At 69.1% G+C, this 26,426-nt stretch carries 19 protein-coding genes and 1 pseudogene; 10 read left to right on the top strand and 10 right to left on the bottom strand.

From position 1 onward, the window contains the following. Positions 1–322: 322 nt before the first annotated feature. The 6 genes from GPX89_RS42330 to GPX89_RS42305 all read right to left on the bottom strand — a co-directional run bounded on the left by GPX89_RS42330 (position 323) and on the right by GPX89_RS42305 (position 8,306). Entirely contained in the window at positions 323–1,705 is a 1,383-nt protein-coding gene (locus GPX89_RS42330) for an L-serine ammonia-lyase (RefSeq protein WP_157393393.1), read from the bottom strand. Positions 1,706–1,759: 54 nt separating this feature from the next. Then, the gene (locus tag GPX89_RS42325) at positions 1,760–3,430 is read right to left on the bottom strand and encodes an APC family permease (protein WP_157393392.1); all 1,671 of its coding nucleotides are present in this window, start codon (positions 3,428–3,430) and stop codon (positions 1,760–1,762) included. Between the two features lie 255 nt (positions 3,431–3,685). Then, positions 3,686–4,465, bottom strand: a complete 780-nt coding sequence (locus tag GPX89_RS42320; RefSeq protein ID WP_157393391.1) for a hypothetical protein — start codon at positions 4,463–4,465, stop codon at positions 3,686–3,688. Positions 4,466–4,648: 183 nt separating this feature from the next. Then, positions 4,649–5,626: a hypothetical protein gene (locus GPX89_RS42315; protein WP_157393390.1), complete on the bottom strand. Its 978-nt coding sequence runs from the start codon at positions 5,624–5,626 to the stop codon at positions 4,649–4,651. A gap of 165 nt (positions 5,627–5,791) precedes the next feature. Then, the gene (locus GPX89_RS42310; protein ID WP_157393389.1) at positions 5,792–7,240 is read right to left on the bottom strand and encodes an NAD(P)/FAD-dependent oxidoreductase; all 1,449 of its coding nucleotides are present in this window, start codon (positions 7,238–7,240) and stop codon (positions 5,792–5,794) included. Positions 7,241–7,409: 169 nt separating this feature from the next. Then, positions 7,410–8,306, bottom strand: coding sequence for a serine hydrolase (locus GPX89_RS42305; protein WP_328602962.1), 897 nt, complete (start codon positions 8,304–8,306; stop codon positions 7,410–7,412). Between the two features lie 503 nt (positions 8,307–8,809). Here GPX89_RS42305 and recC point away from each other — a divergent pair. The 5 genes from recC (at position 8,810) to GPX89_RS42280 (ending at position 20,000) form a co-directional block, all read left to right on the top strand. Further along, the gene (gene recC / locus GPX89_RS42300; protein ID WP_328602961.1) at positions 8,810–12,169 is read left to right on the top strand and encodes an exodeoxyribonuclease V subunit gamma; all 3,360 of its coding nucleotides are present in this window, start codon (positions 8,810–8,812) and stop codon (positions 12,167–12,169) included. Positions 12,170–12,290: 121 nt separating this feature from the next. Then, positions 12,291–15,893, top strand: a complete 3,603-nt coding sequence (locus tag GPX89_RS42295; protein WP_157393388.1) for a UvrD-helicase domain-containing protein — start codon at positions 12,291–12,293, stop codon at positions 15,891–15,893. Then, complete coding sequence (gene recD, locus GPX89_RS42290; RefSeq protein WP_328602960.1) at positions 15,890–17,782, top strand: exodeoxyribonuclease V subunit alpha; 1,893 nt, start codon at positions 15,890–15,892, stop codon at positions 17,780–17,782. The genes GPX89_RS42295 and recD overlap by 4 nt, the downstream gene beginning before the upstream one ends. A gap of 67 nt (positions 17,783–17,849) precedes the next feature. Continuing rightward, positions 17,850–19,313 carry a flavin-containing monooxygenase gene (locus GPX89_RS42285; protein WP_157393387.1) on the top strand — a complete coding sequence of 488 codons (1,464 nt, stop codon included), beginning with the start codon at positions 17,850–17,852 and terminating at the stop codon, positions 19,311–19,313. A 72-nt stretch (positions 19,314–19,385) separates the two neighbouring features. After that, positions 19,386–20,000 (top strand): class I SAM-dependent methyltransferase, encoded by a 615-nt coding sequence (locus GPX89_RS42280; RefSeq protein ID WP_157393386.1) that lies wholly within the window; start codon positions 19,386–19,388, stop codon positions 19,998–20,000. Positions 20,001–20,300: 300 nt separating this feature from the next. Here GPX89_RS42280 and GPX89_RS42275 read toward each other — a convergent pair whose 3' ends face one another. From GPX89_RS42275 to GPX89_RS42265, 3 genes are read right to left on the bottom strand one after another with little or no spacing between them, the layout of a single operon-like run. Next, positions 20,301–20,498 carry a hypothetical protein gene (locus tag GPX89_RS42275; protein WP_157393385.1) on the bottom strand — a complete coding sequence of 66 codons (198 nt, stop codon included), beginning with the start codon at positions 20,496–20,498 and terminating at the stop codon, positions 20,301–20,303. A 13-nt stretch (positions 20,499–20,511) separates the two neighbouring features. Next, entirely contained in the window at positions 20,512–20,874 is a 363-nt protein-coding gene (locus tag GPX89_RS42270) for a cupin domain-containing protein (protein ID WP_157393384.1), read from the bottom strand. A 49-nt stretch (positions 20,875–20,923) separates the two neighbouring features. Beyond that, positions 20,924–21,646, bottom strand: coding sequence for a TetR/AcrR family transcriptional regulator (locus GPX89_RS42265; RefSeq protein WP_328602959.1), 723 nt, complete (start codon positions 21,644–21,646; stop codon positions 20,924–20,926). Between the two features lie 78 nt (positions 21,647–21,724). Between GPX89_RS42265 and GPX89_RS42260 the strand changes: the two genes are divergently transcribed. Both GPX89_RS42260 and GPX89_RS42255 read left to right on the top strand, forming a co-directional pair. Continuing rightward, positions 21,725–23,296 (top strand): succinic semialdehyde dehydrogenase, encoded by a 1,572-nt coding sequence (locus GPX89_RS42260; RefSeq protein WP_157393383.1) that lies wholly within the window; start codon positions 21,725–21,727, stop codon positions 23,294–23,296. A 34-nt stretch (positions 23,297–23,330) separates the two neighbouring features. Continuing rightward, positions 23,331–24,158, top strand: coding sequence for an SDR family oxidoreductase (locus GPX89_RS42255; RefSeq protein ID WP_157393382.1), 828 nt, complete (start codon positions 23,331–23,333; stop codon positions 24,156–24,158). Between the two features lie 102 nt (positions 24,159–24,260). On the opposite strand, the gene GPX89_RS42250 is transcribed toward GPX89_RS42255, so the two are convergent. Next, positions 24,261–24,476: a hypothetical protein gene (locus tag GPX89_RS42250; RefSeq protein WP_235949359.1), complete on the bottom strand. Its 216-nt coding sequence runs from the start codon at positions 24,474–24,476 to the stop codon at positions 24,261–24,263. On the opposite strand from GPX89_RS42250, the pseudogene GPX89_RS42245 reads away from it, so the two are divergent. The 3 genes and pseudogenes from GPX89_RS42245 to GPX89_RS42235 form a co-directional block, all read left to right on the top strand. Then, positions 24,388–24,873, top strand: a pseudogene (locus tag GPX89_RS42245) (zinc-binding dehydrogenase); the annotation flags it as partial. The gene GPX89_RS42250 and the pseudogene GPX89_RS42245 overlap by 89 nt on opposite strands. 106 nt (positions 24,874–24,979) lie before the next feature. Then, positions 24,980–25,339: an MmcQ/YjbR family DNA-binding protein gene (locus tag GPX89_RS42240; protein WP_328602957.1), complete on the top strand. Its 360-nt coding sequence runs from the start codon at positions 24,980–24,982 to the stop codon at positions 25,337–25,339. Between the two features lie 140 nt (positions 25,340–25,479). Further along, entirely contained in the window at positions 25,480–26,394 is a 915-nt protein-coding gene (locus GPX89_RS42235; RefSeq protein ID WP_157393380.1) for a hypothetical protein, read from the top strand. Positions 26,395–26,426 lie beyond the last annotated feature (32 nt).

The raw sequence follows: 26,426 nt of genomic DNA, 5'->3' as shown, positions 1-26,426 counted from the left end.
GCTCGTGGGTTGACCGTTCGGTCTCGGGGTAGAACGCTGCTGGGCGGCATGCTGTTTCGCGCGGATCGTGCGTTTGCTCGTGGGTTGACCGTTCGGTCTCGGGGTAGAACGCTGCTGGGCGGCATGCTGTTTCGCGCGGATCGTGCGTTTGCTCGTGGGTTGACCGTTCGGTCTCGGGGTAGAACGCTGCCGGGCGGCATGCTGTTTCGCGCGGATCGTGCGTTTGCTCGTGGGTTGACCGTTCGGCCTTGGGGTAGAACGCTGCCGGGCGGCACGCTGTGCGCGTACCGCCCGGTTGTCGTCGGCTGTGGCCGAACGGCTTTCAGCACTCGGTGAGGTTGACGGCCAGCCCGCCGCGCGCCGTCTCCTTGTACTTGACGCTCATGTCCGCGCCGGTCTCCTTCATCGTTTTGATGACGTCGTCGAGGGACACCTTGTGGCTGCCGTCGCCGCGCATGGCCATCCGCGCGGCGGTGACGGCCTTGACCGCGGCCATACCGTTGCGTTCGATGCACGGGATCTGCACCAGTCCGCCGACCGGATCGCAGGTCAGGCCCAGGTTGTGTTCCATGCCGATCTCGGCGGCGTTCTCGACCTGCTCGGGAGTGCCGCCGATGGCCTCGGCGAACGCGCCCGCGGCCATCGAGCACGCGGAACCGACCTCACCCTGGCAGCCCACCTCGGCGCCGGAGAGCGACGCGTTCTCCTTGATCAGCATGCCGATCGCGCCCGCGGTGAGCAGGAATCGGATGATGCCCTCCTCGTCCGCGCCCGGCACGAAGTTCACGTAGTGCGAGAGCACCGCGGGCAGCACACCGGCCGCGCCATTGGTCGGCGCGGTGACGACGCGCCCGCCGGCCGCGTTCTCCTCGTTGACGGCCATCGCGTAGATGGTGGTCCACTCGGTGCGGTGCATCATCGGGTCGCCCTCGGCGCGCAACTGCCGGGCCGAGGTGGCGGCGCGGCGGCGTACCTCCAGCCCGCCGGGCAGAATCCCCTCACGATTCAGCCCGCGGGTGATGCACTCCTGCATGACCTTCCAGATCTCCAGGAGCCCGGCGCGGATCTCCTCCTCACTGCGCCAGGCCTTCTCGTTCTCCAGCATGAGCGAGGAGATCGAGAGTCCGGTCTCGCGAGCGAACTTCAGCAGCTGCGCACCGGTGTGGAACGGGTAGGCGAGCTGGGTGGTGTCGTCGTTGTCGGGATCGGCGCACACCGAGTCCTCGTCGACCACGAACCCGCCGCCGACCGAGTAGTACGTCTTCTCCAGCAACGGGATTCCGTCGCGGTCGTAGGCGAACAGCGTCATGGCGTTGGCGTGGTAGGGCAGCGCCCGGCGCATGTGCAGGATGAGCTGGGTCGGCTCATCGAACGGAATCTCGTGCGTATCACCGATTTCGGTGCCCAGCAGCCGCAGCCGCTTGGTGCGGCGGATGCGCGCCACGTCGGCGTCGGCGACATCGGGGTCGATGGTGCTGGGGGAGTGCCCCTCCAGTCCGAGCAGGACCGCCTTGGGCGTGGCGTGCCCGCGGCCCGTCGCGCCGAGCGAACCGAACAATTCGACGCGGACCGAGGCGGTCTGGGACAGCAGGCCGTCTTCCTTCAGGCGGTTGGCGAAGAACTGCGCCGCGCGCATCGGGCCGACAGTGTGCGAGGAGGAGGGGCCGATACCGATGGAGAAGAAATCGAAGACCGAGATGGCCATGACTGGACCTTCTGCTAGGACGTGGATGGGGGCTGTGCTGTCGAACCGAGCAGCTCAGGCGTGCTGGAGGTTGCGGTCGCGCTCGGTGCCGAGGATGTCGTCGAGCGGAACGATCTCGTCGTCGCTCTCGGGCACGGCGTCGAGCACCGGATCCGGGCCGGGCAGACCCGACTCGTGCGCCTTCACACCGGCGCGGACCGCCCAGTAGTAGGTGGCGAGTGCGGCCGCGGCGACCAGCGTGATGTCCACGCCGCCCGGAATCAGGCCGCTGCCACCGAAATCGGGCGAACCCAGGGCGGACACGGTCGCCATGAAGATCAGGAAGGCGATCATCCACCAGGCCGGAGCCAGCTGCTGGGCGATGCTGCGCTCACCGCGACGCCACAGCACGGCCACCGCGATCGGCACGGACAGCAGCGTGATGAACACGATGCGGCCGGTGTTGGGCCAGTGCGTCCAGTACAGCGCGCACGCGGCGAGGGTGAAGGCCAGCGGGGTGATCACATTCGCGAGCGGGAGCCGGAAGGGCCGCGGCAGTTCGGGCTTGGTCTTGCGGAACACGCCGACCGCGATGGGGCCGATCAGGTAGGAGATGACCATGGCCGCGGAGACGATGCCGGCCAGCGCATGCCAGCTGTGGCCGACGGTCAGCAGCAGGATCAGCGAGAAGGCGAGGTTCAGCCACATGGCCGGGCGCGCGGTGCCGTAGCGGGGGTGCGATTCGGCGAGCTTCTTCGGGAAGAAGCCGGTCTCGGCGAGGTTCTGCACCATGTACGAGGCCGAGGCCACGTTCGCGATGTTCGCGCCGGACGGCGAGATGAACGCGCCGAACTGGAGCATGATCACCAGCCAGCCCAGCATCAGGATCTTGGCGATGTCGACGAACGGCGAGTTGAAATTGATTCCGACCCAACCGTGTTCGGCCAGCTGCTCCGGCGGCACCGCACCGATGAAGGCGACCTGCAGCAGCATGTAGATGACCAGACCGATCGACAGCGCGCCGACCAGCGCGGCCGGAATGGCCTTGCCCGGATTCTTCGCCGCGCCACCGAGATTCACCACTGCCTGGAAACCGTTGAAGGCGAACACGACACCGCAGGTACTCACCGCGGTCAGCACCGAGGCCCACCCGTTCGGCGCGAAACCGCCGTAGCCGTGGAAGTTCTCGGTGTGGAAACCGGAAGCGATCAGCGAGACGATGGCCAGCACCGGGATACCGAACTTGACCGCGGTCAGCAGGTTGTTCACCCGGGCGAGCAAGCCGACGGACCAGTAGCAGCACAGCCACAGCGCCACGGTCAGCACGAACGCCATGCCCATGCCCGCGAAGGTCAGCGAGCCGTCCTCCATCAGGCCCTGTGCCCAGGAGAAGCTCCACGACGACATGTACTGCGTGCTCGCGATGGACTCGATCGGAATCAGCGCGGCGACGGCGATCCAAACCGCCCAGCCCGTAATGAATCCGAGCACCGGGCCGTGCGAGATGGAACCGAAGCGGGCCATGGATCCGGGGAACGGGTAGGCCGCACCGACTTCCGCGTAGGACATGGCGATCAGCCCTATGAAAACCGCACCGATCACCCAGGCGATGATTGCGGCCGGCCCGGCGACCTGGGCGGCCTGTCCGGCTCCGAAGAGCCAGCCCGATCCGAAGATCGAACCAATGCCAATCATGATCAGGGCGAAGAGACTCAGCCCCTTGCGGTTCGCGGAAGGTATGTCCATGCCTTGGACACTACGTAGCAAACTGGCCCGGTTGAACGGACAAATGTCCTCAGTAGCATCGCTATTGCATGACGTCAATGCTGTTGCCGCACGCCATGCAGATCACATATTGGGCGCTCAGCACATGATCCGCAACACATCGTCCGCGCGCCGCGATCGCGTACGCGGCGGGAACCGGACCTCACCGCCGGTTCCCACCGCGACCGCACATCTGCTCACTGAAGCGGCTGTCGTCGAAGGGATTTCAGGGGGCTATCAGTCGCCGACGACGCGGGGTGGTGCGTTGAACGAATTCACCGCGCCCACAACGGCACCGACCGCGGCGCCCGCGACGGCCGCGGGAACGGCGATGACCGCGGCACCGGCTGCGGCACCGAGGGCGGGACCGGCGACCAGACCGACCGGAACGAAACCGGCGCCGACGACGAGACCCAGCGCACCGCCGACGACGGCGGAGGTGAGCTCGATCGGGGCGGCGGTGGCGGCTCCGGCGACAGCGCCCATGGCGGCGGTGCCGATGGTCTGCCCGGCGATGCGGTCGGACCTGGAGCGCTCCATGCCGATCGAGTCGAGGAAGGTGGCGAGGTTCGCCTCGATCTGCGCGGAGTTGTCATTGATCTGGATCGCCTGCTCTTTGTCGATCCAGTCGGGAGCCGGGACCTGCACATCGCCGAACCGGAACATGCCGGGCGGCGGGGCGATCGGCGGCACGGCCGGAACCGGGACGGGCGGGTGCAGCACGCCGACGGGGGCCAGGTAGCTCTTGTCCGGGGCCTGACGCGACCACTGGATGGAGCTCTTTGTGTCGCCCGGAATGTGCAGGCCCTCATAGGGACTCACGTTCGGGGCATCAGCGGCGGGCCACTGGGCCTTGGGCGCATCGTCGTGCTGCGCCGTGGGAGCGACATCGGCCGGGGCGGCATTGGCTGCACCCGATCCGACAATCGCCAAAACTAGCGGGACCGCGCCTGCCGCCACCACGTTTCCGACCTTGTTGCGGTGGGGGTTCAGTGCTCGGTGCTTACCTGCGGCCATGCTGACCTTTCTTCAGGGGAACATCGACGCTCGACATTCGAACCCACCGGTCAGCCCGGATTGGTGGGGAATCGGACGATCGAAAATCGTTGTCATAACTGAAAATTAGCCAACTGGCCGGTAACCGGACAGCGGAAAGGCCGGAATCCCTGGTGAGAGATTCCGGCCTCGATAGAGCGGCCATCACCCTTGGGTTGCTGCCTCATCGGCAACCGCGGGGGCAGGCTCGTCGACCTGCGCCGCCGGGGTGGCCGGAGCCAGATACCCGTTCACCGCGCCCACCGCACCGCCGACGACCGCGCCCACGGTGGCCGCGGGCACCGCGATGAGCGAGGCGGCCGCGGTCGCGCCCACGGCCGGGCCGAAGACCCAGCCCGCCGGCGCGAACGGCGTGCCCGCCATCGCGCCGATGAATCCGCCCATGACACCGCCCGCGATCTCGAGCGGGGCCGCGACGCCCACTCCCACCGCCGCACCGACGGCCGCGGTGCCGACGGTCTGGGCGGCCATGCGGTCCGAACGGCTCGGCTCGAAGCCGGCCGAGTCGTAGGTGCGGGCCAGCTCGGCCTCGGCGCCCGCGGCCAGCGCGTTCACCTGGGCCGCCTGATCGGGCTGCATCCAGGCCGGAATGTCGACCTGGGTGTCGCCGAAGCGCAGCTTGCCCGCGGGGGCGGCGATGGGCGCGACGTCCGGCGCGGCCATCGGGTCCGGCTGGTGCAGCTTGCTCTGATCCACCGGGGCCAGCGGCGCGTTGGGGATGTCCCGCACGCCGGTGGTGGAGTTGCGGCCCACGCGCACGGGTGCCGGCTGCGGGGCGGGTGCGAGCGCGTCGGCCTCGGCCGGGTCGAGCGTGTCGGCGGGTGTCGCGTCGGCCGCGGGGGTGCCCTCGGCTTCAGCGGCGGTGGCGTCGAGGTAGGCGCGTGCCCCGTTGGCCGCGCCCTGCGGCATCGGCACCTGGAACTTGCCGAACGGCGTGTCCACCACGACGCCCGGTTGCGCGTCGGTGCCGCCGGGCTGGGTGGCGGCGGGCTGGTTGTCTACAACGGCCGGTTGGTTTTCATCGTTCGAAACCGGTTCGGCCGCACTGGTTCCTGCGGTGGCGAGGGCGGCGACCAGCGGCAGCGCGCCCGCGACCGCCAAGGAGCCCAGACGCTTTCGCACGGAACTCGATTCGCGAACCAAATCGACCGGTTGGCGTTTGCCCATGAATGACCTTTCTCCCGAATGTCAACGGATGTCGAACATTCGGATCCGGCCGGTGTGCCGGATTGGTCGGGACACGCCGCCCGGTCAGGCCACTATCGAGACCGCACGGTAGGTGCGGGCTCAGCCCGCGCGCTGCTCCGTGGATTTGCCCGGTTGATCATTCGCCACGGATTTGCCGTTCGCGGAAGCGGATTCGACGCCGATCTGTTTGGCGAGCTGCGCCGCCTCGGTGGGATCGTCGAGCGCTTCCAGGGCCAGCCGCGCGAACACCCACTGCTCGGTGGCCGCCATCTGACCGCGGTGGCGGCCCAGGAAGGAGACGAACCATTCGAGCACGGTGACGAAACGGGAGCGGAAGCCGACCAGGTACCACAGGTGCAGACCCAGCCACGCCAGCCACGCGACGAAGCCGCTGAACTCGAGCTTGCCCACCTGGCACACCGCGTTGAACCGCGACACGGTGGCCATCGAGCCCTTGTCGAAGTACTTGAAGGGCTTGCGGTCCTCGACCTTCTGCTTGCCCTCGACCTCGGCCTTGATGTTCTTCGCGGCGTAGGTGCCGCCCTGGATCGCGCCCTGGGCCTGCCCGGGCACGCCCGGCACCGACATGAGGTCGCCGACCACGAAGACGTTCGGGTAGCCCTTGACGGTCAGGTCGGGCTCGACGATGACGCGACCGGCGCGGTCGGTCTCGGTGCCCTTGGACTTGTCGGCCAGGATCTTGCCCAGCGAGCTGGCCTGCACACCGGCCGACCATACCTTGCAGGCGGATTCGATGCGGCGCTCGGTGCCGTCGGGGTCCTTGATGGTCACGCCGCGCGCGTCCACATTGGTGACGATGGCGTTGAGCTGGATCTCCACACCCATCTTCTCGAGGCGCTGCTGGGCCTTCTTGCCGAGCTTGGGGCCCATCGGCGCGAGCACCGCGCCCGCGCCCTCGACGAGGATGACGCGCGCGTCACGGGTGTCGATATTGCGGAAGGTGCCGTCGAGGGTGCGGTCGGCGAGTTCGGCGATCTGCCCGGCCAATTCGACGCCGGTGGGGCCGGCGCCGACGACCACGAAGGTCATGAACCGGTCGCGGGTCTCCTGGTCGGAGGCCAGTTCCGCCTCTTCGAACGAGCCCAGGATGCGGGCGCGCAGTTCGAGAGCGTCGTCGATGGTCTTCATGCCGGGCGCGTACGTGGCGAAGTGGTCGTTGCCGAAGTACGACTGCTGCGCGCCCGCGGCCACGATCAGGCTGTCGAACGGGGTCACGTAGTCCTGGTTGAGCAGGCGCGAGGTGACGGTGCCGCCCTCGATGTCGATGTCGTTGACGTCGCCCATGATGACCCGCACATTCTCCTGCTTGCGCAGCACGATGCGGGTGGCGGGCGCGATCTCGCCGACCGACAGGATGCCGGTGGCCACCTGGTACAGCAGCGGCTGGAACAGGTGGGTGGAGGTCTTGGAGATGAGAGTGATGTCGACATCGGCCTTGCGCAGGTGCTTACAGGCGAACAGTCCACCGAACCCGGACCCGATCACCACCACCCGATGGCGCTGTGCGACGGATTTCTCGGCGTTCATCTAGTTCCTGCTCCTCGCCAGACGGTGAAACTACGACAACTCACCCGTAACGGTAGTGCAGTGTGAGTAGCGCAGACCAATCAGGACCGACCGAAAACAGACCTTTTAGACAACCTCTAAAAGATACAAGATCAGCGGTCGGTCCTCGAGGATTGCGGGAAACGCCGTGTCAGCGCCCCTGGAACAGCAATTGGGCCACGTGGGTGGTGGTTTCGGCGCCGTCGGCGTAGCCGCCCTGATCGCCCTGCTCGGTCATGATGGCGAGGGTGTAGCGCTCACCGGGACCCGCGAAGCCGACCGAGTTGACCACCCAGCCGCCCTGCTCGTCGGACCAGCCGTTCTTCAGGCCCGGGTTCATGGCCGCGCCCGCGCCCCAGACGCCCCAGTGCTGGTTGGTGTCCACGTGGCGCATGCGGTCGAGCAGGTAGGCGCGGTCGTCGGGGTGCATGCGGGTGAGCACGTTGTCCATGAGCCGGTCCAGGTCGGCGGGGGCGCACTGCTGGAAGCCCCAGTCGGGGAACATCTTGACCTGTTCGAGGGAGGTGGTCGGCGGGAACGGGACCAGGCCGGTCATGCCGTTGGCGCGGAAGGCGTTGTTGAACGACATGCGGTCGAAGCCGGCGAACTTGTTCCAGAGGATGTCGGCGGCATTGTCGTTGGAGGTTGCCAGCATGGACTCCATCAGCGCGCGGTCGTCGGGGCCGAGCTGGATGGCGCCGACGCGGGCGCGGTTCAGCAGATCCTCCGCGATTGCGAGCTTGATGGTGGAGGCGGTCCAGAAGCTGGTGTCGGCGTTCGCATTCCGATAAATGCCGCCGGTGACGCGGTCGCGCATCACATAACCGGTGACGCCGGGACGGGTGGTGAGGTAATTGTCGACCGCGGCGATACGGCTGCTCATATCGGCGTCGAAACCGGAGATCGGGCCCTGGGTGTGCAAGGGCTCTGTCGCATTCACGGGCGTGGCGCCCGCGAGGGGAACGAAAGCCGGGGCGGCCGGAATCAGGGCCGCGGCAGCGAGGACACAAGCGGAGGAGGCCACGCGCCGGGCCTTGGGGGAACGCACGAGGACACACAATAGAGGGGACAATGCCCGAAACGCACCTCTTGCAGGACATCGGGGCTTCTGTTATCGAATCGACACTGTCGCACCGAGTTTCGGGCTCGCGCTGTGGGTGCTCGTCAGTGGAATGCCGCTCGCAGCTCTTCGATACTGCGGCCGTTGAGTCGATAGCAGTGCTCGAATGCCTCGGTGTGCCGCTCGCGCGGCCAACTCTGCAGGACCACTCCGCGTCCGTAATGTCGGGAGTTGACGAGCTCCCACCGTTCTCCCACCCGGCGAACCGTGAACCCGGCTCTGGGCACCAGGGGAATCACCGACGCAGACATCGACGCGAACCAGCCTTTCGAAGACAAAACCACCGCCCTCCCCGAAAGGCACTGTCGCATAGCACACTCGAATTTCAGAGTGACGCGCCCTAGCAAATATCGGGCGTGTGGCAGGCGTCACCCGGCGAGCCGGGAGGGGTGGTGTTTGCATGTCGTTCGCCGACTGTATAAACACAGCTCGTGCACATTCACCGGGCCGAACGAGCGGACACGCTTGCCGACGCGCTGGCCGAGCTGCTCGCCGATCCGCTCGGCGATCCGTTCACCCCGGAAGTTGTGGCCGTCCCCGCCAAGGGGATCGAGCGCTGGCTCGAGCAGCGGCTGGCGACAGTGCTCGGCGTGGGCACGGGCGCGGGCGGTCTCCCGGGCACCGATGGCATTGCGGCCAATATCGATTTCGCGGATCCGGCGGCCTTGGTGTCGGCGGTGCTGGCCGAGGCGACCGGGGTGGATCCGGAACAGGATCCGTGGTCACCGGAGCGACTGGTCTGGACTTTGTTGCCCGTGCTCGACGAGGTGCTCGACCAGTCGTGGGCCGCCGTGCTGGCCCGGCATCTGGGCAACGGCGATCAAGGCGGGTACCGGGTCGGGCGGCGGTACGCGACCGCGGCGCGCATCGCGGGACTGTTCGACAGCTATGCGGCGCAACGACCGTCCATGATCACCGACTGGGCCGACGGCCGCGACAGTGACGGCGCGGGCAACGAGCTGCCCCCGGATCTGATCTGGCAGCCCATGCTGTGGCGGCGGCTGCGCGGGGTGGTCGGGGTGCCGAGTCCGGCCGAGCGGCTGGGCGCGGCCTGCGCGCGGCTGCGGGCCGAGCCCTCGATCGTGTCGCTGCCGGAACGGATTTCACTGTTCGGGGTGACCCGGCTGACCACCGATCAGCTCGAGGTGCTCGCGGCGTTGTCGCTGGGGCGGCAGGTGCACCTGTGGCTGGTGCATCCCAGCCCGGCCCTGTGGACCAAACTTGCCGACGCCGAGGTGATCCCGAATTCCGGTGTGCGGGTGCGGCATCCGCTGCTGTCGGCGCTGGGCCGGGATGTGCGGGAACTGCAGCAGCGGCTCTCGGGTTACGACCATATCGACACCTATCACCCGCGCCCGGAGACGGGAGGGGCGCGCACACTGCTCTCCGAGCTGCAGGCGGCGGTCCGGCAGGATCGCTGGTCGCTCATGCCCGAGGCGGCACTGGCCGACGGGACCGTGGCCGTGCACTCGTGCCACGGGCCGTCGCGGCAGGTCGAGGTGCTGCGGGACGCGCTGCTCGGATTGTTCGCCGCCGACCCGACATTGGAGCCGCGCGACGTCATCGTCATGTGCCCCGATGTGGAGAGCTACGCGCCGCTGGTGCGCGCGGCCTTCGGGCAGTGGGCAGCGCCCGCGTCCCCCAACCCGCCCTCGGGGGCCGAACCCGGGCATCCGGCCCACGGCCTGCGGGTGCGGCTGGCCGACCGGGCACAGCGGGCGGTCAACCCGCTGCTGGCCGTGATCGGGACGCTACTGGGTATGGCCGACGGGCGCGTCACGGTGACCGAGGTACTGGATCTGTGTGCGGCCGAACCGGTTCGGCTGCGCTGCGGATTCGACGACGACGATATCGAGCGGCTGCGCGAATGGTCCACCGAGACCGGCGCGCGCTGGGGGATCGGGCAGCGGCAGCGGCAGGCCTTCGGACTCGGGGACTTCGCGCAGAACACGCTCAACGCGGCGGTGGATCGCATCCTGCTGGGCGTCGCGGCCGGTGAATCCAGTGAGGACTGGCTGGATCTGGTGCTGCCGCTCGACGATGTGGACAGCAATGACATCGACCTGTCGGGGCGGTTCGCGGAATTCGTGGACCGGCTGGCGGTGTGCCTGCGGGATCTGCGCGGGTCCACGCTGGAAGAACCCGCCGGCTCGGCGCGCCCGGCCGCGGAGTGGGCGGCGGTGCTCGGGCGGGCGCTCGACCTGCTCACCGACGTGCCCGTCACCCAGGGGTGGATGGGGGTGCAGGCGCGGCGCGAGCTCACCACGGCACTGGAGCCCGCCGGACGGATTCCCCTGCGGCTCACCGATATCGGCGCACTGCTGACCGCTCGGCTGGCCGGACGGCCCTCGCGCGCCAACTTCCGTACCGGGGAGCTGACCGTGTGCACCATGGTGCCGATGCGCTCGGTACCGCACCGGGTGGTGGTGCTGCTGGGCCTGGACGACGAGGTGTTCCCGCGCACCGGCGGCGTGGACGGCGACGACGCGCTGGCCCGGCATCGCCTGCCCGGCGACCGCGATCCGCGCAGCGAGGACCGGCAGCTGCTGCTGGACGCCATCATGGCCGCCGGGGAGCGACTCGTGCTGCTGCACACCGGATCCGATCCGGTCTCGGGTGCGCACCGGCCGCCCGCGATTCCGCTCGCGGAGCTGCTCGACACCGTGCGCGCGCACGTCGGCGCGGCCGCCGTGGGCCGGGTGATCACGCGACATCCGTTGCAGCCCTTCGACCGTCGCAACTTCCGGATCGACGCGCCGTTCAGCTTCGATGCCGTGGCACTGGCCGGTGCCCAGGCCGCCGGGCGTGCGCCGCAGCCGCGCCCGCTGTTCCTGCCCGCCCCGTTGCCGGGTGGTGAGCGCGGGGATGTCGAGCTGTCGGATCTGGTGGCCTTCGCCGAACATCCGGTGCGCGCGTTCCTGTGGCAGCGCTTGGGAATTCGGGTGCCCGAGGAAGAGGAGGAGATCGCCGACCGCCTCCCCATCGAGCTCGACGGCCTGACCAAATGGAACATGGGCGAGCGCATGCTGACCGCGCGCCTGACCGGCGCCGACCCCAATGTGCTGCGCGCGGCGGAGTGGCGGCGCGGCACCCTGCCGCCGTTCGCGCTGGGCGCGGCCGTGCTCGACGAGGTGGAGAGCACGGTCGACCAGCTGGTCCGCGTTGCCCGCCCACTACACGAAATCCCCTCCCGCACCATCGATATCGCCGTCGACCTGGGTGACGGCCGCCGCCTCACCGGCACCGTCCCCGACGTCCACGACGACGCGCTGCTGCGCACCACCTACTCGCGCCTGGCACCCAAACACCGCATGGCGGCCTGGATCCGGCTGCTCGCGCTGGCCTCGACCGGCACCCATCAGAGCTGGCGCGCCCTGACCATCGGCCGTGGCAAACACAACCGGCCCGCCTGGCAGTCCACCCTCACCGCCCCCACCGCGCCCCTGTCGCGCAGCATCCTGCGCGACCTGGTGGCGCTGCGCGACGAGGGCCTCAGCGAGCCCCTCCCCATCGCCCCGGCCGCCACCTGCGTCTATGCCGAACGCCGCCTCGCCGGCGCCAGCCCCGAGGACGCCCTGTTCTCGGCCGAACAGGAATTCGACGGCCGCTTCGGCGAACACACCGACCGCTACCTGCGCCACATCCTGGGCCCGACCGCCCGCTTCCACCAGCTCACCGAGGCCGCCGCCCCCGCCCTCCCCGGCGTCGAATCCGAACCCACCCGCTTCGGCGAACTGGCGCGCCGTCTGTGGAATCCGTTGCTCACCAACGAGAATCAAGGCCAGCCATGACCACCCCGAGGAGGACACCCCTGCCCGGCATTCCACTCCGTCATTCCGGCCCCCACGGCGCCGGAACCCGCCCGCGCGCGTCCCTGCCGGAGACGCGCGGCGCTGACGGAGGAAGCCGCCCATGACCGACGACCTGTTCTCCCTGACCGATCCGGCCCTTGCCCCTCGACCGGCCACTCGCGCCCGCCGCCGCGGCGACGCCCCCGCGGGCGAACCGCGCCGCCGAGAACCCACCGCTCCAGACCCCGAAGCCCCGGATCTGTTCGAACTCCCCACCGAATCCACGACACCGCAGCCGGATTCGGCGGGCGGTGACGGACTCTGGGAGGCCGAGCCGAGTGCCGACAGTCCGGTCGACCCCGTATCGATCGGGGCGGCGGCAGGCGCCTCCGGCGCGGTGGATTCGGAGACTCGATTCGAGTTGACGGGGCCGTTGCCGACCGGGACGACCGTGCTCGAGGCGAGTGCGGGGACCGGGAAGACGTACGCCATTGTGGGGTTGGCGGTGCGGTTCGTGGCCGAGCTGGGGGTGGATGTCTCGGAGTTGTTGCTGGTGACCTTCAGCCGGGCTGCCACGCAGGAGCTTCGGGAGCGGACTCGGGACCGGTTCGTGGGGGTGGCGACGGCGCTGGGGGATCCGGAGCGGGCGCTGGCGTCGGGGGACGAGTTGATTCGGCATCTGGCGCAAGGGAATCCGGGGGAGATCGCGGCTCGGCGGGAACGGTTGCTGGCGGCGCTGTCGGATTTCGACGCGGGGACCATCGCGACGACGCACAGTTTCTGTCAGCGGATGCTGGACGAGCTCGGGCTGGCCGGGGAGCAGGATCCGGGGGTGCGGCTGGTCGAGGGGATCGAGGACGTCGTATCGACGGTGGCCGATGATCTGTATCTGAGCCGGTACGCGCGCGGTGGCGCGCCGTTCGGGCCCGCGGACGCGCAGCGGCTGGCCATGGCGGCGGTGGGGGATCCGCACGCGATGCTGCTGCCTGAGCCCGAGGGCGAGGATGACCCGGCGGCGGAGCGGGTGAGCTTCGCGGAGGCCGCGCGAGCGGAAACGGCTCGGCGGAAACGACTTTCGGGGTTGCGGGACTTCGACGACCTGCTGGTGCTGTTGCACGGCGTGCTGGCCGATCCCGAGCACGGGCCGCGGGCCTGTCAGCGGATTCGGGACCGGTACCGGGTGGCGTTGGTCGACGAGTTCCAGGACACCGATCCGCTGCAGTGGGACATTCTGCGGCGGGCCTTCCACGGGCACGCGACACTGGTGCTGGTCGGGGATCCGAAGCAGGCGATCTACGCGTTCCGCGGGGCCGAGGTGCTCAGCTACCTGGACGCGGTCGCCCATGCCGACAGCAAGCGGGAGCTCACCACCAACCGGCGCAGCGACGCCGGGCTGCTGGCGGCGCTCGAGCACCTGCAGGGGGGTGCGGCGTTGGGACACAAGGAGATCACCGTGCACCGGGTGGCGGCGACGCGGCCGTTCTCGCGGCTGTCGGGTGCGCCGGAGCGGGTGACGCCGCTGCGGTTGCGGTGCCTGCCGCGCAGCGGTGCCGGATCGCTCAACAAGTCCGGGTATCCGACCGTGGGGCGGCAGCGGGAGCGGGTCGCCATCGATGTGGCCGCCGATATCGTCGGCCTGCTCGAATCGGGGGTGCGCATCAACGCGGGCACGCCCGACGAAAGGCCCATCGGGCCCGGCGATATCGCCGTGCTGGTCCGCAATCGCAACCAGTTGGAGATGGTGCGCACCGAGCTGGAAACCGCCGGTGTCGCCTCCGTCCTGGCCGGTGGCGCAAGCGTTTTCGGGACACCGGCAGCGACGGAATGGCTGTGGGTGCTGCACGCGCTCGAGCAGCCGCACCGCGCCGACCGGGTGCGCCTGGCCGCCGGAACGGCGCTGCTCGGTCTGAGCGCCGAGGAGATCGACGCCGGGGGAGCCGATCTGGTGGGTCGGCTCAGCGCCGAACTGCGGGACTCGGCGCGACTGTTCGCCCGTGCCGGTTTCGCCGCCGTCGCCGAGAAGCTCGCCGCCGAAACGAAACTGGCCCCGCGCCTGCTCGCATTGGAAGGCGGCGAACGACAGCTCACCGACCTGCGGCAGATCGCGCAACTGCTCGACGATGCGGCGCTGCGTGAGGGTTTGGGCCTGTCCGCGCTGACCCGCTGGCTGGCCGACCGCGTCCGCGACCCGTCCGCGGCCAGCGTGGCCAACCGCAGCCGCCGCCTCGACCGGGACGCGGCGGCCGTGCAGATCGCCACCGTGCACGCCAGCAAGGGCCTCGAATTCCCGGTCGTGTACCTGCCTTTCGCATGGGACGCGGCCAAACTGCGCAACCCGCCGACCCTGCTGTTCCATGACGAGCAGGGTCGTCGCGTCCTGGATGTGGGCGGGCCCGACGCTCCCGGGTACAGCTCCCGCCGCCTGCGCGCCGAGGCCGAGGAGCAGGCCGAGGAACTGCGCCTGCTGTATGTGGCATTGACGCGCGCGGGCGCCCAGGTGATCGCCTGGTGGGCCCCGTCCTACGACACCCAGACCGCGCCGTTGCACCGCATGCTGCTGGGCCGTGAGCCCGGCAGCCCGGCCGTCGCCGACAAGGTGCCGGTACCCGCGGATTCGGTGGTGCTGGAACGGATTCGGGACTGGGCGGCCACCGCCGAGGGCGGAATGATCGCCATCGAACCGGTGCGGGAGGTCACCCGAGCGCGCCTGCCCGTGGACGACACCGCCACCGACGCCGAACCTTTGGCGGTCGCGCACTTCGACCGGCATCTCGATCAGGCGTGGCGGCGCACCTCCTATTCGGCGTTGACCGCGGGCGCGCACGACGCCCTGCCCGCCGTCGACCTGCCCGAGGGCGGCGGCGTCGCCGACGAACCGGCCACCCCGTCGGTGCTGGCGGACGATCTCGACGCATTCGCCGGAGCGATGCCGTCGCTGATGAACTCGCTGCCCTACGGCGCGGAATTCGGCACCCTGGTGCACGAGGTGCTGGAGTACGTCGACACCGACGCCCCCGACCTGGCCGCCGAGATCCGCGCCCGCTGCCTGCACGCGGTCGGCGAGCAGATGTTCGACGCCGACCCCGACGTGCTGTCGGGCGCGCTGCTGGCGGTCATGCACACGCCCATCGGATGCGGGACCCTCGCCGACTTCGCGACCCGGGACCGCTTGAGCGAACTCGATTTCGAACTGCCCCTCGCCGGTGGCGACAGTCCCGTCGGTGAACGGGTGACCGTCCCGCGCATCGCCGACCTGTGGCGTCGCCACGTGCCCGCCGGGGACATCTTCGAGCCCTACGCCGATCAACTGGCCCACCTCGACGACACCCCGCTGCGCGGGTTCCTCACCGGCAGTATCGACGCCGTTCTGCGCACCACCGGGCCGCGGTTCCTCGTCGTCGACTACAAGACCAACCGGCTCGGCACCGGCGACCTCACCGTCGCCCACTACACCCGCGAGCGCATGGGCGCGGAGATGATGCGCTCGCACTATCCGCTGCAGGCCATCCTGTATTCGGTTGCCCTGCACCGGTATCTGCGCTGGCGGCTGCCCGGATACGATCCCGCCCAGCATCTGGGCGGCATCCGTTATCTGTTCGTACGCGGCATGGTCGGACCCGAAACCCCGGACGGGGCGGGCGTTTTCGACTGGATGCCGCCCGCGAACCTGATCGTCGAACTCTCGGCGTTGCTCGCCGGGGATACGGAGGTGCTGGGCCGGTGACCTCGATTCAACTGGCGCAGCGCGGAACCGGGCTGCTGCAGGTGTTCAATGCCGCCGGTGTGCTGTCGGCGGCCGACGTGCACGTGGCGCTGCGGCTGTCACGGCTCGGCGGCGAGCGTTCGGACGCGGTCGTTTTCGCGACCGCGCTGGCCGTGCGCGCGGTGCGGTCGGGTTCGGTGTGCCTGGAAGTGCGGCGCATGCACGAGATCGGCGTGGACGCCGAGGGCACCGAGGAGTCGGCCATCGACCCGGCCACATTGCCTTGGCCGGAGGTCGAATCCGTCATCGCCGCACTGCGGATCAGCCCGCTGGTCACGGGCAGCCCCGCCGGACCGTTGCGTCCCCTGCGGCTGATCGACCCGCCCGGCGGGGCCGACGCCGGTCCGCTGCTCTACCTCGACCGGTACTACCGGCAGGAGGAAACCATCCGCCGCGTGCTGACCGAACGGGCGGAGACCCATCCCATGGTCGACGCGGAACTGGTTCGGCGCGAACTGGATCGGCTCTTCCCCGACCAGAGCGGCCCCGGCGAACCACCCGACCGGCAGCGGCTGGCGACCGCGCTGGCCGCCACCCAGTGGACCACCGTGGTCGCGGGCGGGCCCGGCACCGGCAAGACCCACACCATCGCCCGGCTGCTCGCGCTGCTGGTGGCCCATCAGCAGGCCGTGCCCGGCGCGCCCGCCCTGCGCATCGCCCTGGCCGCCCCCACCGGCAAGGCCGCCGCGCGCATGCAGGAATCGGTGCGCGAGCAGGCCGGTGACATCGGTCTGCCCGAACTCACCGCCGCCACCCTGCACCGGCTGCTGGGCTGGCAGCGCGGCGGCGCGGGCCGGTTCAAACACAACGAATTCAACCGCCTGCCCTACGACGTGATCGTGGTCGACGAGACCTCCATGGTGTCGCTGACCATGATGAGCCGCCTGCTGCCCGCCGTCCGCGCCGACGCCCGCCTCATCCTGGTCGGCGACCCCGACCAGCTGGCCTCGGTCGACGCGGGCGCCGTACTCGCCGACCTGGTGGCGGGACCGGTTCCCGGGCAAGCGAATCCGGCGCTGGACCGCATCCTGGGCGGCGACCTCGCCGCCACCGCCGCCCATCCCGACGCCCTGTCGGGTCGTGAGCGCGAACGCCTGCGCGGCGGCATCGTCCGCCTCACCCGCGGCCGCCGCTTCGGCGGCCGCATCGCCGAACTGGCCGTCGCCATTCGCGCCGGAGACGCCGACACGGCTCTGTCCCTGCTTGCCGACGGCGGCGACGAACTGTCCCTCTACGCGCCCGACGACATCACCGAAGTCCGCGCCGACGTCCTGCGCGCCTCCCGCGACGCCACCGAGGCGGCCCTCGCGGGCGACGCGACCGCGGCCCTCACCGCCCTCGAATCCCACCGCCTCCTGTGCGCCCACCGCCAGGGCCCCTACGGCGTCGAACGCTGGGACCGCCTCGCCGCCGGCTGGGTCACCGCCGCCGGCATCACCACCGATCCCGGTGCCGGACACTGGTACCCGGGCCAACCCCTCCTCGTCACCGCCAACGACCACGAGGCCCGCATCTACAACGGCGACACCGGCGTCATCATCCGCATGCCCGACGGCACCCTCCGCGCCGCCCTCCAGCGAGGCACCGACCCCTACCTCGTCCACCCCACCCAATTCCCCGGCGTCACCACCGTCTACGCCATGACCATCCACCGCAGCCAGGGCAGCCAATACGACACCGTCTCCGTAGTCCTCCCCGGCCCCGAATCCACCCTCCTGACCCGAGAACTCCTCTACACCGCCATCACCCGAGCCCGCCGCCACGTCCGCATCCTCGGCACCGAAGACTCCATCCGCTCCGCCATAGCCCGCCGAGTCCTCCGAGCCAGCGGCCTCCGCAACCGCGACTGAACTCCACAGCGTCGATATCGCACCGGAGTCGTCGCCGAATCCCATCGGCGATCTATACGCTGGGGCTATGGCTACTGCGTCCGAGCACGTCGATGTGCTGATTGTCGGGGCCGGATTGTCCGGTATCGACGCCGCCTACCATCTGCAGCGCGCATTCCCGGCGCGGACCTACGCGATCCTGGAGATGCGGGAGGATCTCGGGGGGACCTGGGATCTGTTTCGGTATCCGGGGATTCGGTCGGATTCGGATATGTTCACGCTCGGGTATCGGTTCAAGCCGTGGCTGGGGGAGAAGGCGATCGCCGACGGGGATTCGATTCTGGCGTACGTGCGGGATACCGCTGTCGAGAACGGGATCGACGAGCACATTCGGTACCGGCACAAGGTGGTTCGGGCGGAGTGGTCGTCGGCGGACAATCGGTGGACGGTGACCGTCGATCATGGCGGGGAAACCGTGGTGATGACGGCGAACTTCCTGTTCAGTTGCTCGGGGTACTACCGCTACGACGAGGGTTACACGCCGGATTTCGCAGGTACGGAACGCTTTCCGGGCCCCATCATCCACCCGCAGCACTGGCCGGGGCGGGTCGAGGTGGAGGGCAAGCGGGTTGTCGTCATCGGGTCGGGGGCCACGGCGGTGACCCTCGGTCCCGCGCTGGTCGAGCAGGGTGCGCACGTGACGATGCTGCAGCGCTCGCCGTCGTACATCATCTCCATGCCCGCGCGTGACGGGTTCGCCGATCGGGCTCGCAAATTCCTGCCCGCCCGCACCGCCTATGCGCTGGCCCGCGCCAAGAATGTCGGCCTCAGCACGCTGATGTATCAACTCTCGCAACGGTATCCGAAGCGGATGCGGGCGTGGATCCGCGGCTGGCAGGAGCGGTGGCTGCCCAAGGGGTATGACATCGACACTCATTTCACGCCCAGCTACAAGCCCTGGGATCAGCGACTGTGCCTGTCGCCCAATGGGGATCTGTTCCGCGCCATCAGGAAGGGACAGCTGGAGCTGGTCACCGACCGCATCGACACGTTCACCGAGAACGGCCTGCGCCTGGAGTCCGGTCGCGAGCTCGACGCCGACATCATCATCACCGCAACGGGTTTGAATCTCGTCCCCTTCGGCGGGGTCGAGCTGGTGGTGGACAGCCGCAAGGTCCACCTGCCCGAGACCATGTCCTACAAGGCCATGATGCTGTCCGACGTCCCGAACTTCGCTTTCGTCATCGGCTACACCAACGCCTCGTGGACGCTCAAGGCGGACCTGGTGTGCGAGTATGTCGTTCGCCTGCTCCGCCATATGGACGCCCACGGCTACGTCAGGGCCACTCCGGTCCGTGACCCCTCCGTCGGCACCGCCCCGTTCCTGAACTTCGAACCCGGCTACGTCCTCCGCGCCTTGGACATTCTTCCCAAACAGGGCGACCGGGCCCCGTGGAAGCTGCACATGAACTATCTGCGCGACCTTCCGAAACTGCGGTACGGCAAGATCGACGACCCCGCCATGCGTTTCGATCGGGCCCGGGCGAGCTGACCCCATGATCACGAGGGCCACGGGGGGTGACAGAGTGGACCGGAGGTAGCACCGAGCGAGGAGGAACCTTCCATGAGCGGACGCACCCCCAGCCAGTGGGAGGAGATCACCGCCGACAACCCCGCGCATTCGACCTGGTACGTGGAGCGGTTCCGGGCCATGGCGGCGGCGGGCGACGACATCGTGGGCGAGGCCCGGATGATCGACGCCATGGTCGGGCGGGGGAGTCGGATCCTCGACGCGGGGTGCGGTCCCGGTCGCGTCGGCGGCTATCTGCACGGAGTCGGGCACACCGTGGTCGGGGTGGACGTCGATCCGGTGCTGATCGCAGCCGCCGAACAGGATTATCCGGGGCCGACCTGGCTGGTCGGTGACCTCGCCGAACTGGACCTGCCGTCGCGCGGGGTCGCGGCCGACTTCGACGTCATCGTCTGCGCGGGCAATGTGATGACCTTCCTGGCCCCGGCCACCCGGGGCGCGGTGCTGGCCAACTTCGCCCGCCACCTCGCGCCGTCGGGTCGACTGGTCACCGGCTTCGGCGCCGAGCGCGGCTACGAGTTCGCCGAGTTCCTGGCGGACGCCGAAAACGCCGGACTCGCGGTCGATCTGCGGCTCTCCACCTGGGACCTGCGCCCCTTCGCCGAGGACTCCGATTTCCTGGTGGCGGTCTTCTCCCACCGGGCCTGATCCCGCCCCTCCGACCCCCGTGGTTGTGCCACGTTCCGGACCGAGAGTGCCGCAGTTGATCTTCGGTTATCGAATGTCGCTGTGAATGCGCCAGAATTGGTGTGGCCGGTGCGGATTCACCTGCCCGACTTGTCAGTTTCGAAGTAGCGCAGTGTGTGCGGACCGGGATCACGCGCCCTCGGGCGTAGCGGGGCGTACGGCTGCGGCCGATTCCATTGGGAAGGTTGGAGACGTGCGCAAGCACCTGATCACGGTTGTGACGATTGCGGTGGTGGGAGCCGCGGTTGCGGGATGTGGAGGTCACCGGAACACTCCGCTCACACCACCTGCCACGACGACGGTGCCGATGCTCAACGGCGGACAGATGCCGGATGTGATCGACGTGCCCACCGCCGGCTCGACATCCACGACCACCGCGCCCACGACGACACCGAAGGCGTCGGCGAGCGGAGCGACCACGAGCGTTCCGGCTACCGCCGTCAGCCAGGTGGTCGCCACACCCGGCCGGTGACTACTCGGCCGGGAAGTCGATAGCGGCCTCCTGGCCGGACGCGAGCAGGAAGTGGCCGAGGAAGACCACATCCTCGTCGAGGGCGTCGAACTGAGCGATGCGGACGGCCTCCGGTTCGAAGAACACGTCGCCGGGTCGCAGGACGACCTGCTGCTCGCCCTCGATCCGGTAGGCCACCGAGCCGGACACAATGCTCCCGACGACCGGGCCGTTGTGGGTGTGCAGACCCGCGGCGGCGCCCGCGGGCATGCAGATGCGGCGGGTCTGGATGCGGTCCGTGAGCTTGGCCGGGGTCACCGGGGCATCCATGATGACGGTGCGGGTGACGGCCGAGAAAGATAGGGGCGGAGTGGTTTCCGGCATGCCTCGAGCCTAGTGGCGATGATCATATATAGCTAACCGCTTGGCACGGTTAGGAATTCGATTGATCCGGCTCACCGGATTCGAAGAGCCCCGGAATCGTCAGGGCGTACTCGATGTCGTCGCGAATACCGAGCATGGCCAGCACGCCGCGAATCATGGTGAGCCTGGCCGCGTCGATGGTCTCCTGGTCCGGTTCGCCGTGCGGGGCGGCGGCGGAGATGCGGTAGACGACGAATTCGCAGATCTGCAGCGAGGTGTCGAGGTCCAGGTCCGTGGGGGCCGGGCGGCCGAGGGCGACGACCTTGGCGCGCACCAGCATCCGAATGTCCGCGATCGCCTCTTCGCGGTAGGCCGACACCGGCGAGCCCGGATCGTGCAGTTCGGCGAAGAGCGGGGCCAGCATCGGCCCGTGCCCGCCCGCCCAGTGCAGATAGGCCTCGATCAGGTTGATGCCCAGCTCGACCGGTTGCTCGGTGCGGTCCAGCGCGGCGCGAATTCCGCCGACCAGGTCCTCGTTGGAGATGGTGAGCACCGCGTGCAGCGGCTCGGTCGCATTCGCGAAGTAGCGGTAGAAGGTGGGCCGCGCCAGCCCGGCCTTCTCGATGATGCGGGCCACGCTCAGCCCGCGTGAACCCTGTTCGGCGAAGACTTCCGCGGTTGCCAGCACGATGCGGGCGCGCACCTGGTCGGCCTGCTGCTCCGTCTGCGGCGGTCGGCCGCGACGGGCGGGCGTGCCACTTCCCGCGGGAGGGCTTGACATGGTGTGCGTCACGTCCATTAATCTAACATCAGTGTTCATGTAACACCGATGTTCACTAAATACCGACTCCACTCTTCGAGAGGGCGACCAATGACGACTGCCCCGCAGCTCGCCGCCGCCGATGCGCTGCCTTTTGACCTGGTCGGGCAGCTGCTCGGCCATGCCGTCGCGGGCGGTGCGCCCTCGGTGGAGGTGTTCGCGCCCGCCACCGGAGCCAAGATCGTCGACCTGCCGCAGTCCTCGGTCGCCGATATCGAGGCCGCCTTCGCCACCGCGCGCACCGCGCAGGAGAAGTGGGCGAAGGTGCCGGTCGGGGAGCGGGCCGCGCTGCTGCGCCGCATTCACGATCTGGTGCTCTCCGAGCAGGAGGCCATCCTCGACATCATCCAGCTCGAGACCGGCAAGTCCCGCGTGCACGCCTTCGACGAGGTCTCCGACGTCGCGGTGAACACCCGGTTCTACGCGGCCGAGGCCAAATCGATTCTGGCCCACCGCAAGCCGCGCGGAGTGATGCCGCTGCTGACTCAGGTCGAGGTGCGCAACCGGCCCAAGGGCGTGGTCGCGGTCATCTCGCCGTGGAACTACCCGCTGGCCCTGGGCGCGTCCGACGCGCTGCCCGCGCTGCTCGCGGGCAATGCCGTCATCGGGCGGCCGGACAACCAGACCGCGCTGACGCTGCTGTGGGCCATCGACGTCGCCGAGCGCGCGGGCCTGCCCAAGGGCCTGTGGCAGGCCGTGCTGGGACGCGGCGCGGTGGTCGGCACCGAGGTCATCGCCCGCGCCGACTACGTCGACTACACCGGGTCCAGCGCCACCGGGCGCACCATCGCCCAGCAGGCCGGTGAGCGACTCATCGGCTACTCGCTCGAACTCGGCGGCAAGAATCCGCTGCTGGTGCTCGAGGACGCCGATGTCTCGGCCGCCGCCAAGATCGCGGTGCGGGCCTGCTTCGCCTCGGCCGGGCAGCTGTGCGAATCGATCGAGCGAATCTACGTGCACGACAAGGTGTACGACCAGTTCGTCACCGAATTCGTGGGCCACACCAAGGAACTCGCGCTCGGCAAGACCCTCGACTTCAGCTACGAGATCGGCTCGCTGACCTTCCCGCGTCAGATCGACACCGTGAGCAAGCATGTCGACGACGCGGTCGCCAAGGGCGCGAAGGTCCTCGCCGGTGGCAAGGCGCGCCCGGACCTGGGCCCCTACTTCTACGAGCCGACCGTCCTCGAGGGCGTGCGCGAGGGCATGACCGTCTACCGCGAAGAAACCTTCGGACCGGTCGTCTCGCTCTACCGTGTGCACAGCGACGACGAAGCCGTCGACCAGGCCAACGACACCGCCTACGGTCTCAACGCCAGCGTCTGGAGCCGCGACGTCACCCGCGGCCGTGAGGTCGCCGCCCGCGTCCGCGCCGGATCAGTGAACGTGAACGAGGGCTTCATCGCCGCCTGGGGTTCGGTCGCCGCGCCCTCGGGCGGATTGGGAATCTCCGGCACGGGTCGTCGTCACGGACCCGAGGGCCTGCTGAAATACATCGACACCCAGACCATCGCGGTGCAGCGGGGCCTGCCCATCGCGCCGCTGCCGGGCATGTCGGAACAGTTGTGGGCCAAGACCATGACGCTCTACCTGGGCGTCATGAAGACACTGCGGCAGAAGTGATTCCGCCGTCCATTCGACAGGGGTACAGAGGGGTATGAAGACGGTAGCGGGCAAGAAGGTCCTGGTCACCGGCGCGGCCATGGGCCTGGGCAAGTCCTTCGCGCAGCGGGCGGTGGCCGAGCAGGCCGCCGACGTGGTGCTGTGGGACATCAACGAGACCGCGCTGAAGGAAACCGCGGCCGAACTGGCGGCCCAGGGCGCGAGCAAGATTCACCACTACGTGGTGGACGTCTCGGACCGCGACGCCATCGCCGAAGCGGGCGCGGCCGTACGCGCCGAGGTCGGCGACATCGACGTGCTGGTCAACAACGCCGGCATCGTCCGTGGCAACGGCTACTTCTGGGAGACCACCAACAAGGCCGACATCGACAAGACGATGGCCATCAACTCCCTCGCCCCCATGTACATCACCCTCGAATTCCTGCCCGCCATGGTCGCGAACAAGAACGGCGAGGGCCGCGTGCTCAATATCGCGTCTTCGGCCGGTCTGGTCGCCAACCCGCGCATGAGCGTCTACGCCGCCTCCAAGTGGGCGGCCCTGGGCTGGTCGGATTCGGTGCGCCTGGAACTCGAACAGTCCGGCAACGAGCACGTGAAGTTCACGACGGTGTGCCCCACCTACATCAACACCGGAATGTTCGACGGCGCCAAGGGTTTCTGGTTCACCCCGATCCTGGAGCAGGAGGAAGTCGTCGACACCTCCTGGACCGAGATGAAGAAGGGCTCGGCCCTCGTCGTCCTCCCCTGGACGTCGCGCCTGAACCGGGCCATCTCGGGCCTCCTACCCCTCAAGGTCCGGGACTTCTACCTCAACACCGTCGGCGTCTACCACTCCATGGACGAATTCACCGGCCGCAAGTAGCTTTTCGAGTCCTCGGACGCCACAGCACGACAGAGCCGCAGGTCACCGGCCTGCGGCTCTGTCGCATGCTCGCAACCCACCCGACAGGCAGCGCTGTGCTGTTCAAGTGAGCGACTTGGCCGCCCAGGCTGCCTCGATCATCCGGAAGATCTCGCCGACGGCGGCCTGGGGGTCGGCTGCCTCCCGGGCCAGCGAGTAGGCGTCGATCACGAATCGCGCGATCGCCCGGCAGGTGGTGCTGGTCAGCGACGCGGCGGGCGGAGTCGGGTCGGCGGTGTTGCAGATCGCCCGCGCACGGGGGATCAAGGTGATCGGCACCGCCGGACCCGCGAACCAGGACTACGTGCGAAGCCTGGGCGCCACCGCGATCACCTACGACGCGGGCTGGGAGGAGCGCGTGCGTCGACTCGGACCGGTCGACGCCGCCCTCGACCTCAACGGTGCGGGGGTCATTCGCGGACTCCTCGACCTGACGGGAGACCCGGACAAGGTGATCACCATCGCCGACCTCGAGGCGCCGATGCTCGGCATCCGCTTCGCCGGTGTCGGCGGCAGCATGCCCGAAGCGCTCGCCGCGGCCGTCGATCTCATCGCCCAGGGCCGACTCCATATCCCGGTCGACCGGTCATATGCCCTGACCGAGGCCGCGTCGGCGCACCCCGACAGCCAGGCCGAACACACCCGCGGGCGCCGGGTGCTGCTGGTTCGAACCTGACGTCGCACGTCCGTGGCAGACTTGCCGACGCGGCGAATCAACCTGCGCCGCAGGGACGATGGCGGCACCTGAGGGAGCGATCGTCCGAGAACGAAGGACTTCTGCCGTGGCTGTGATCGAGGACGTCCGTCCACTGGGTGCCGAGTTGGAGCGCTCGTATCAGGTCTATGTGCGCGGCAGGTTGAAGTTTCGCGTCAAGCAGATCGTCTACGTGGCGTTCTCCCTCGACGAGACCGTGATGGGCTTCGCGTTCCCCAAGGAGGAGAGGGCGGCGCTCGTCGCGAGCTCGCCGCACAAATTCCAGCTGCCGTCCGCATCGGACATGCGCTTCAACTGGATCCACGCCGACCTCGCCGCACTGGACCCGATCGAGGCCCGTGAATTCGTCGTCGATGCCTGGCGCATGGTCGTCCCCCAGAAACTCTCCCGCGCCTACGATCTCGCGCATCCCCACGGTCCGGGTTGATGCTCGGCATTCCACGGGATCGCCCGCAAGCACTACCTCCACATGACCGAGGACGCCGAGGCGCTGTCCGCCCAGCTCCGCGACCTGCTGCGTGGCATCCTGCGGGGTGGGTGGCGGGTGTGCCCGTAGGCTAGGGCGGCATGACGCTCGACCAGGTTGTGGCCGAACTCTACGGGCTCGCGCCCGCCGAGTTCGTGGCCGTCCGCACCGAGCGGGTGCGGGAGGCCCGCGATGCCGGGGACAAGGCGCTGGCCGCCGCTATCGGCAAGCTCCGGCGGCCGACGGTCGCGGCGTGGGCGCTGAATCTGCTGTCCCGTGAGGCGAGCGATGACGTTCGTGCCCTGTTGGAGGTGGGTGATGCTCTGCGCGATGCCCAGCGCCGGCTGTCGGCCGAACAGCTGCGCGCGCTCACCACGCAGCGGCAGAAGGTGGTCAACGCCGTCACCCGCAAGGCTGCCGAACTGGCCGCGGACCGGGGTCAGCGCCTGACCGAACCCGTCCTGCGCGATATCGGCGCGAGTCTGCAGGCGGCCCTGGCGGATCAGTCGGTCGCCGAGGAGCTGCGCTCCGGAACCCTCACCGCCGCAGCCACTTACGAGGGATTCGGCCCCGCCGCACTGACCGCGGTTCCCAGCGATGAGCGCCACGACCTCGGAACGCGCTCGACCACAACCGATCCCACCGAGGATCGTGCCGGGCAATCCACGGCGCGGACTCGTCGCCGCGCCGATTCCACATCCGCCGACGGGCCCACCCCCGATCCGCAGGCCGAGGTACGGCGCGAGCTCGAGGAGATGCTCGCCGAAGTCGAATCCGCCCGCGCCGCCGTAGCTTCCGCCCGGTCTGACCACGACACCGCCGCCGCCGATCTCGCCGACCTCGACAACCGCATCCAAGCCCTGCGCGCCGAACTGACCGAAGCCGAACACCGCCACCGATTCACCGCCGCCACAGAGCGTTCGACGCGCGAGGCCCTGCAGCATGCGCAGAAACACCTCGACGGTGTCGAACGCCGCGTCGAACGCGCCCGCAAGCAATTGACTCCCGATATCTGAGCGGACCACCCCGCATCGAGCGCGACAGCGGG

The organism is Nocardia terrae, assembly GCF_009760405.1.
Lineage (GTDB): Bacteria > Actinomycetota > Actinomycetes > Mycobacteriales > Mycobacteriaceae > Nocardia > Nocardia terrae.
The sequence above is the reverse complement of the archived record's forward strand: the minus strand, read 5'-3'. Positions and strand labels throughout refer to the sequence as shown.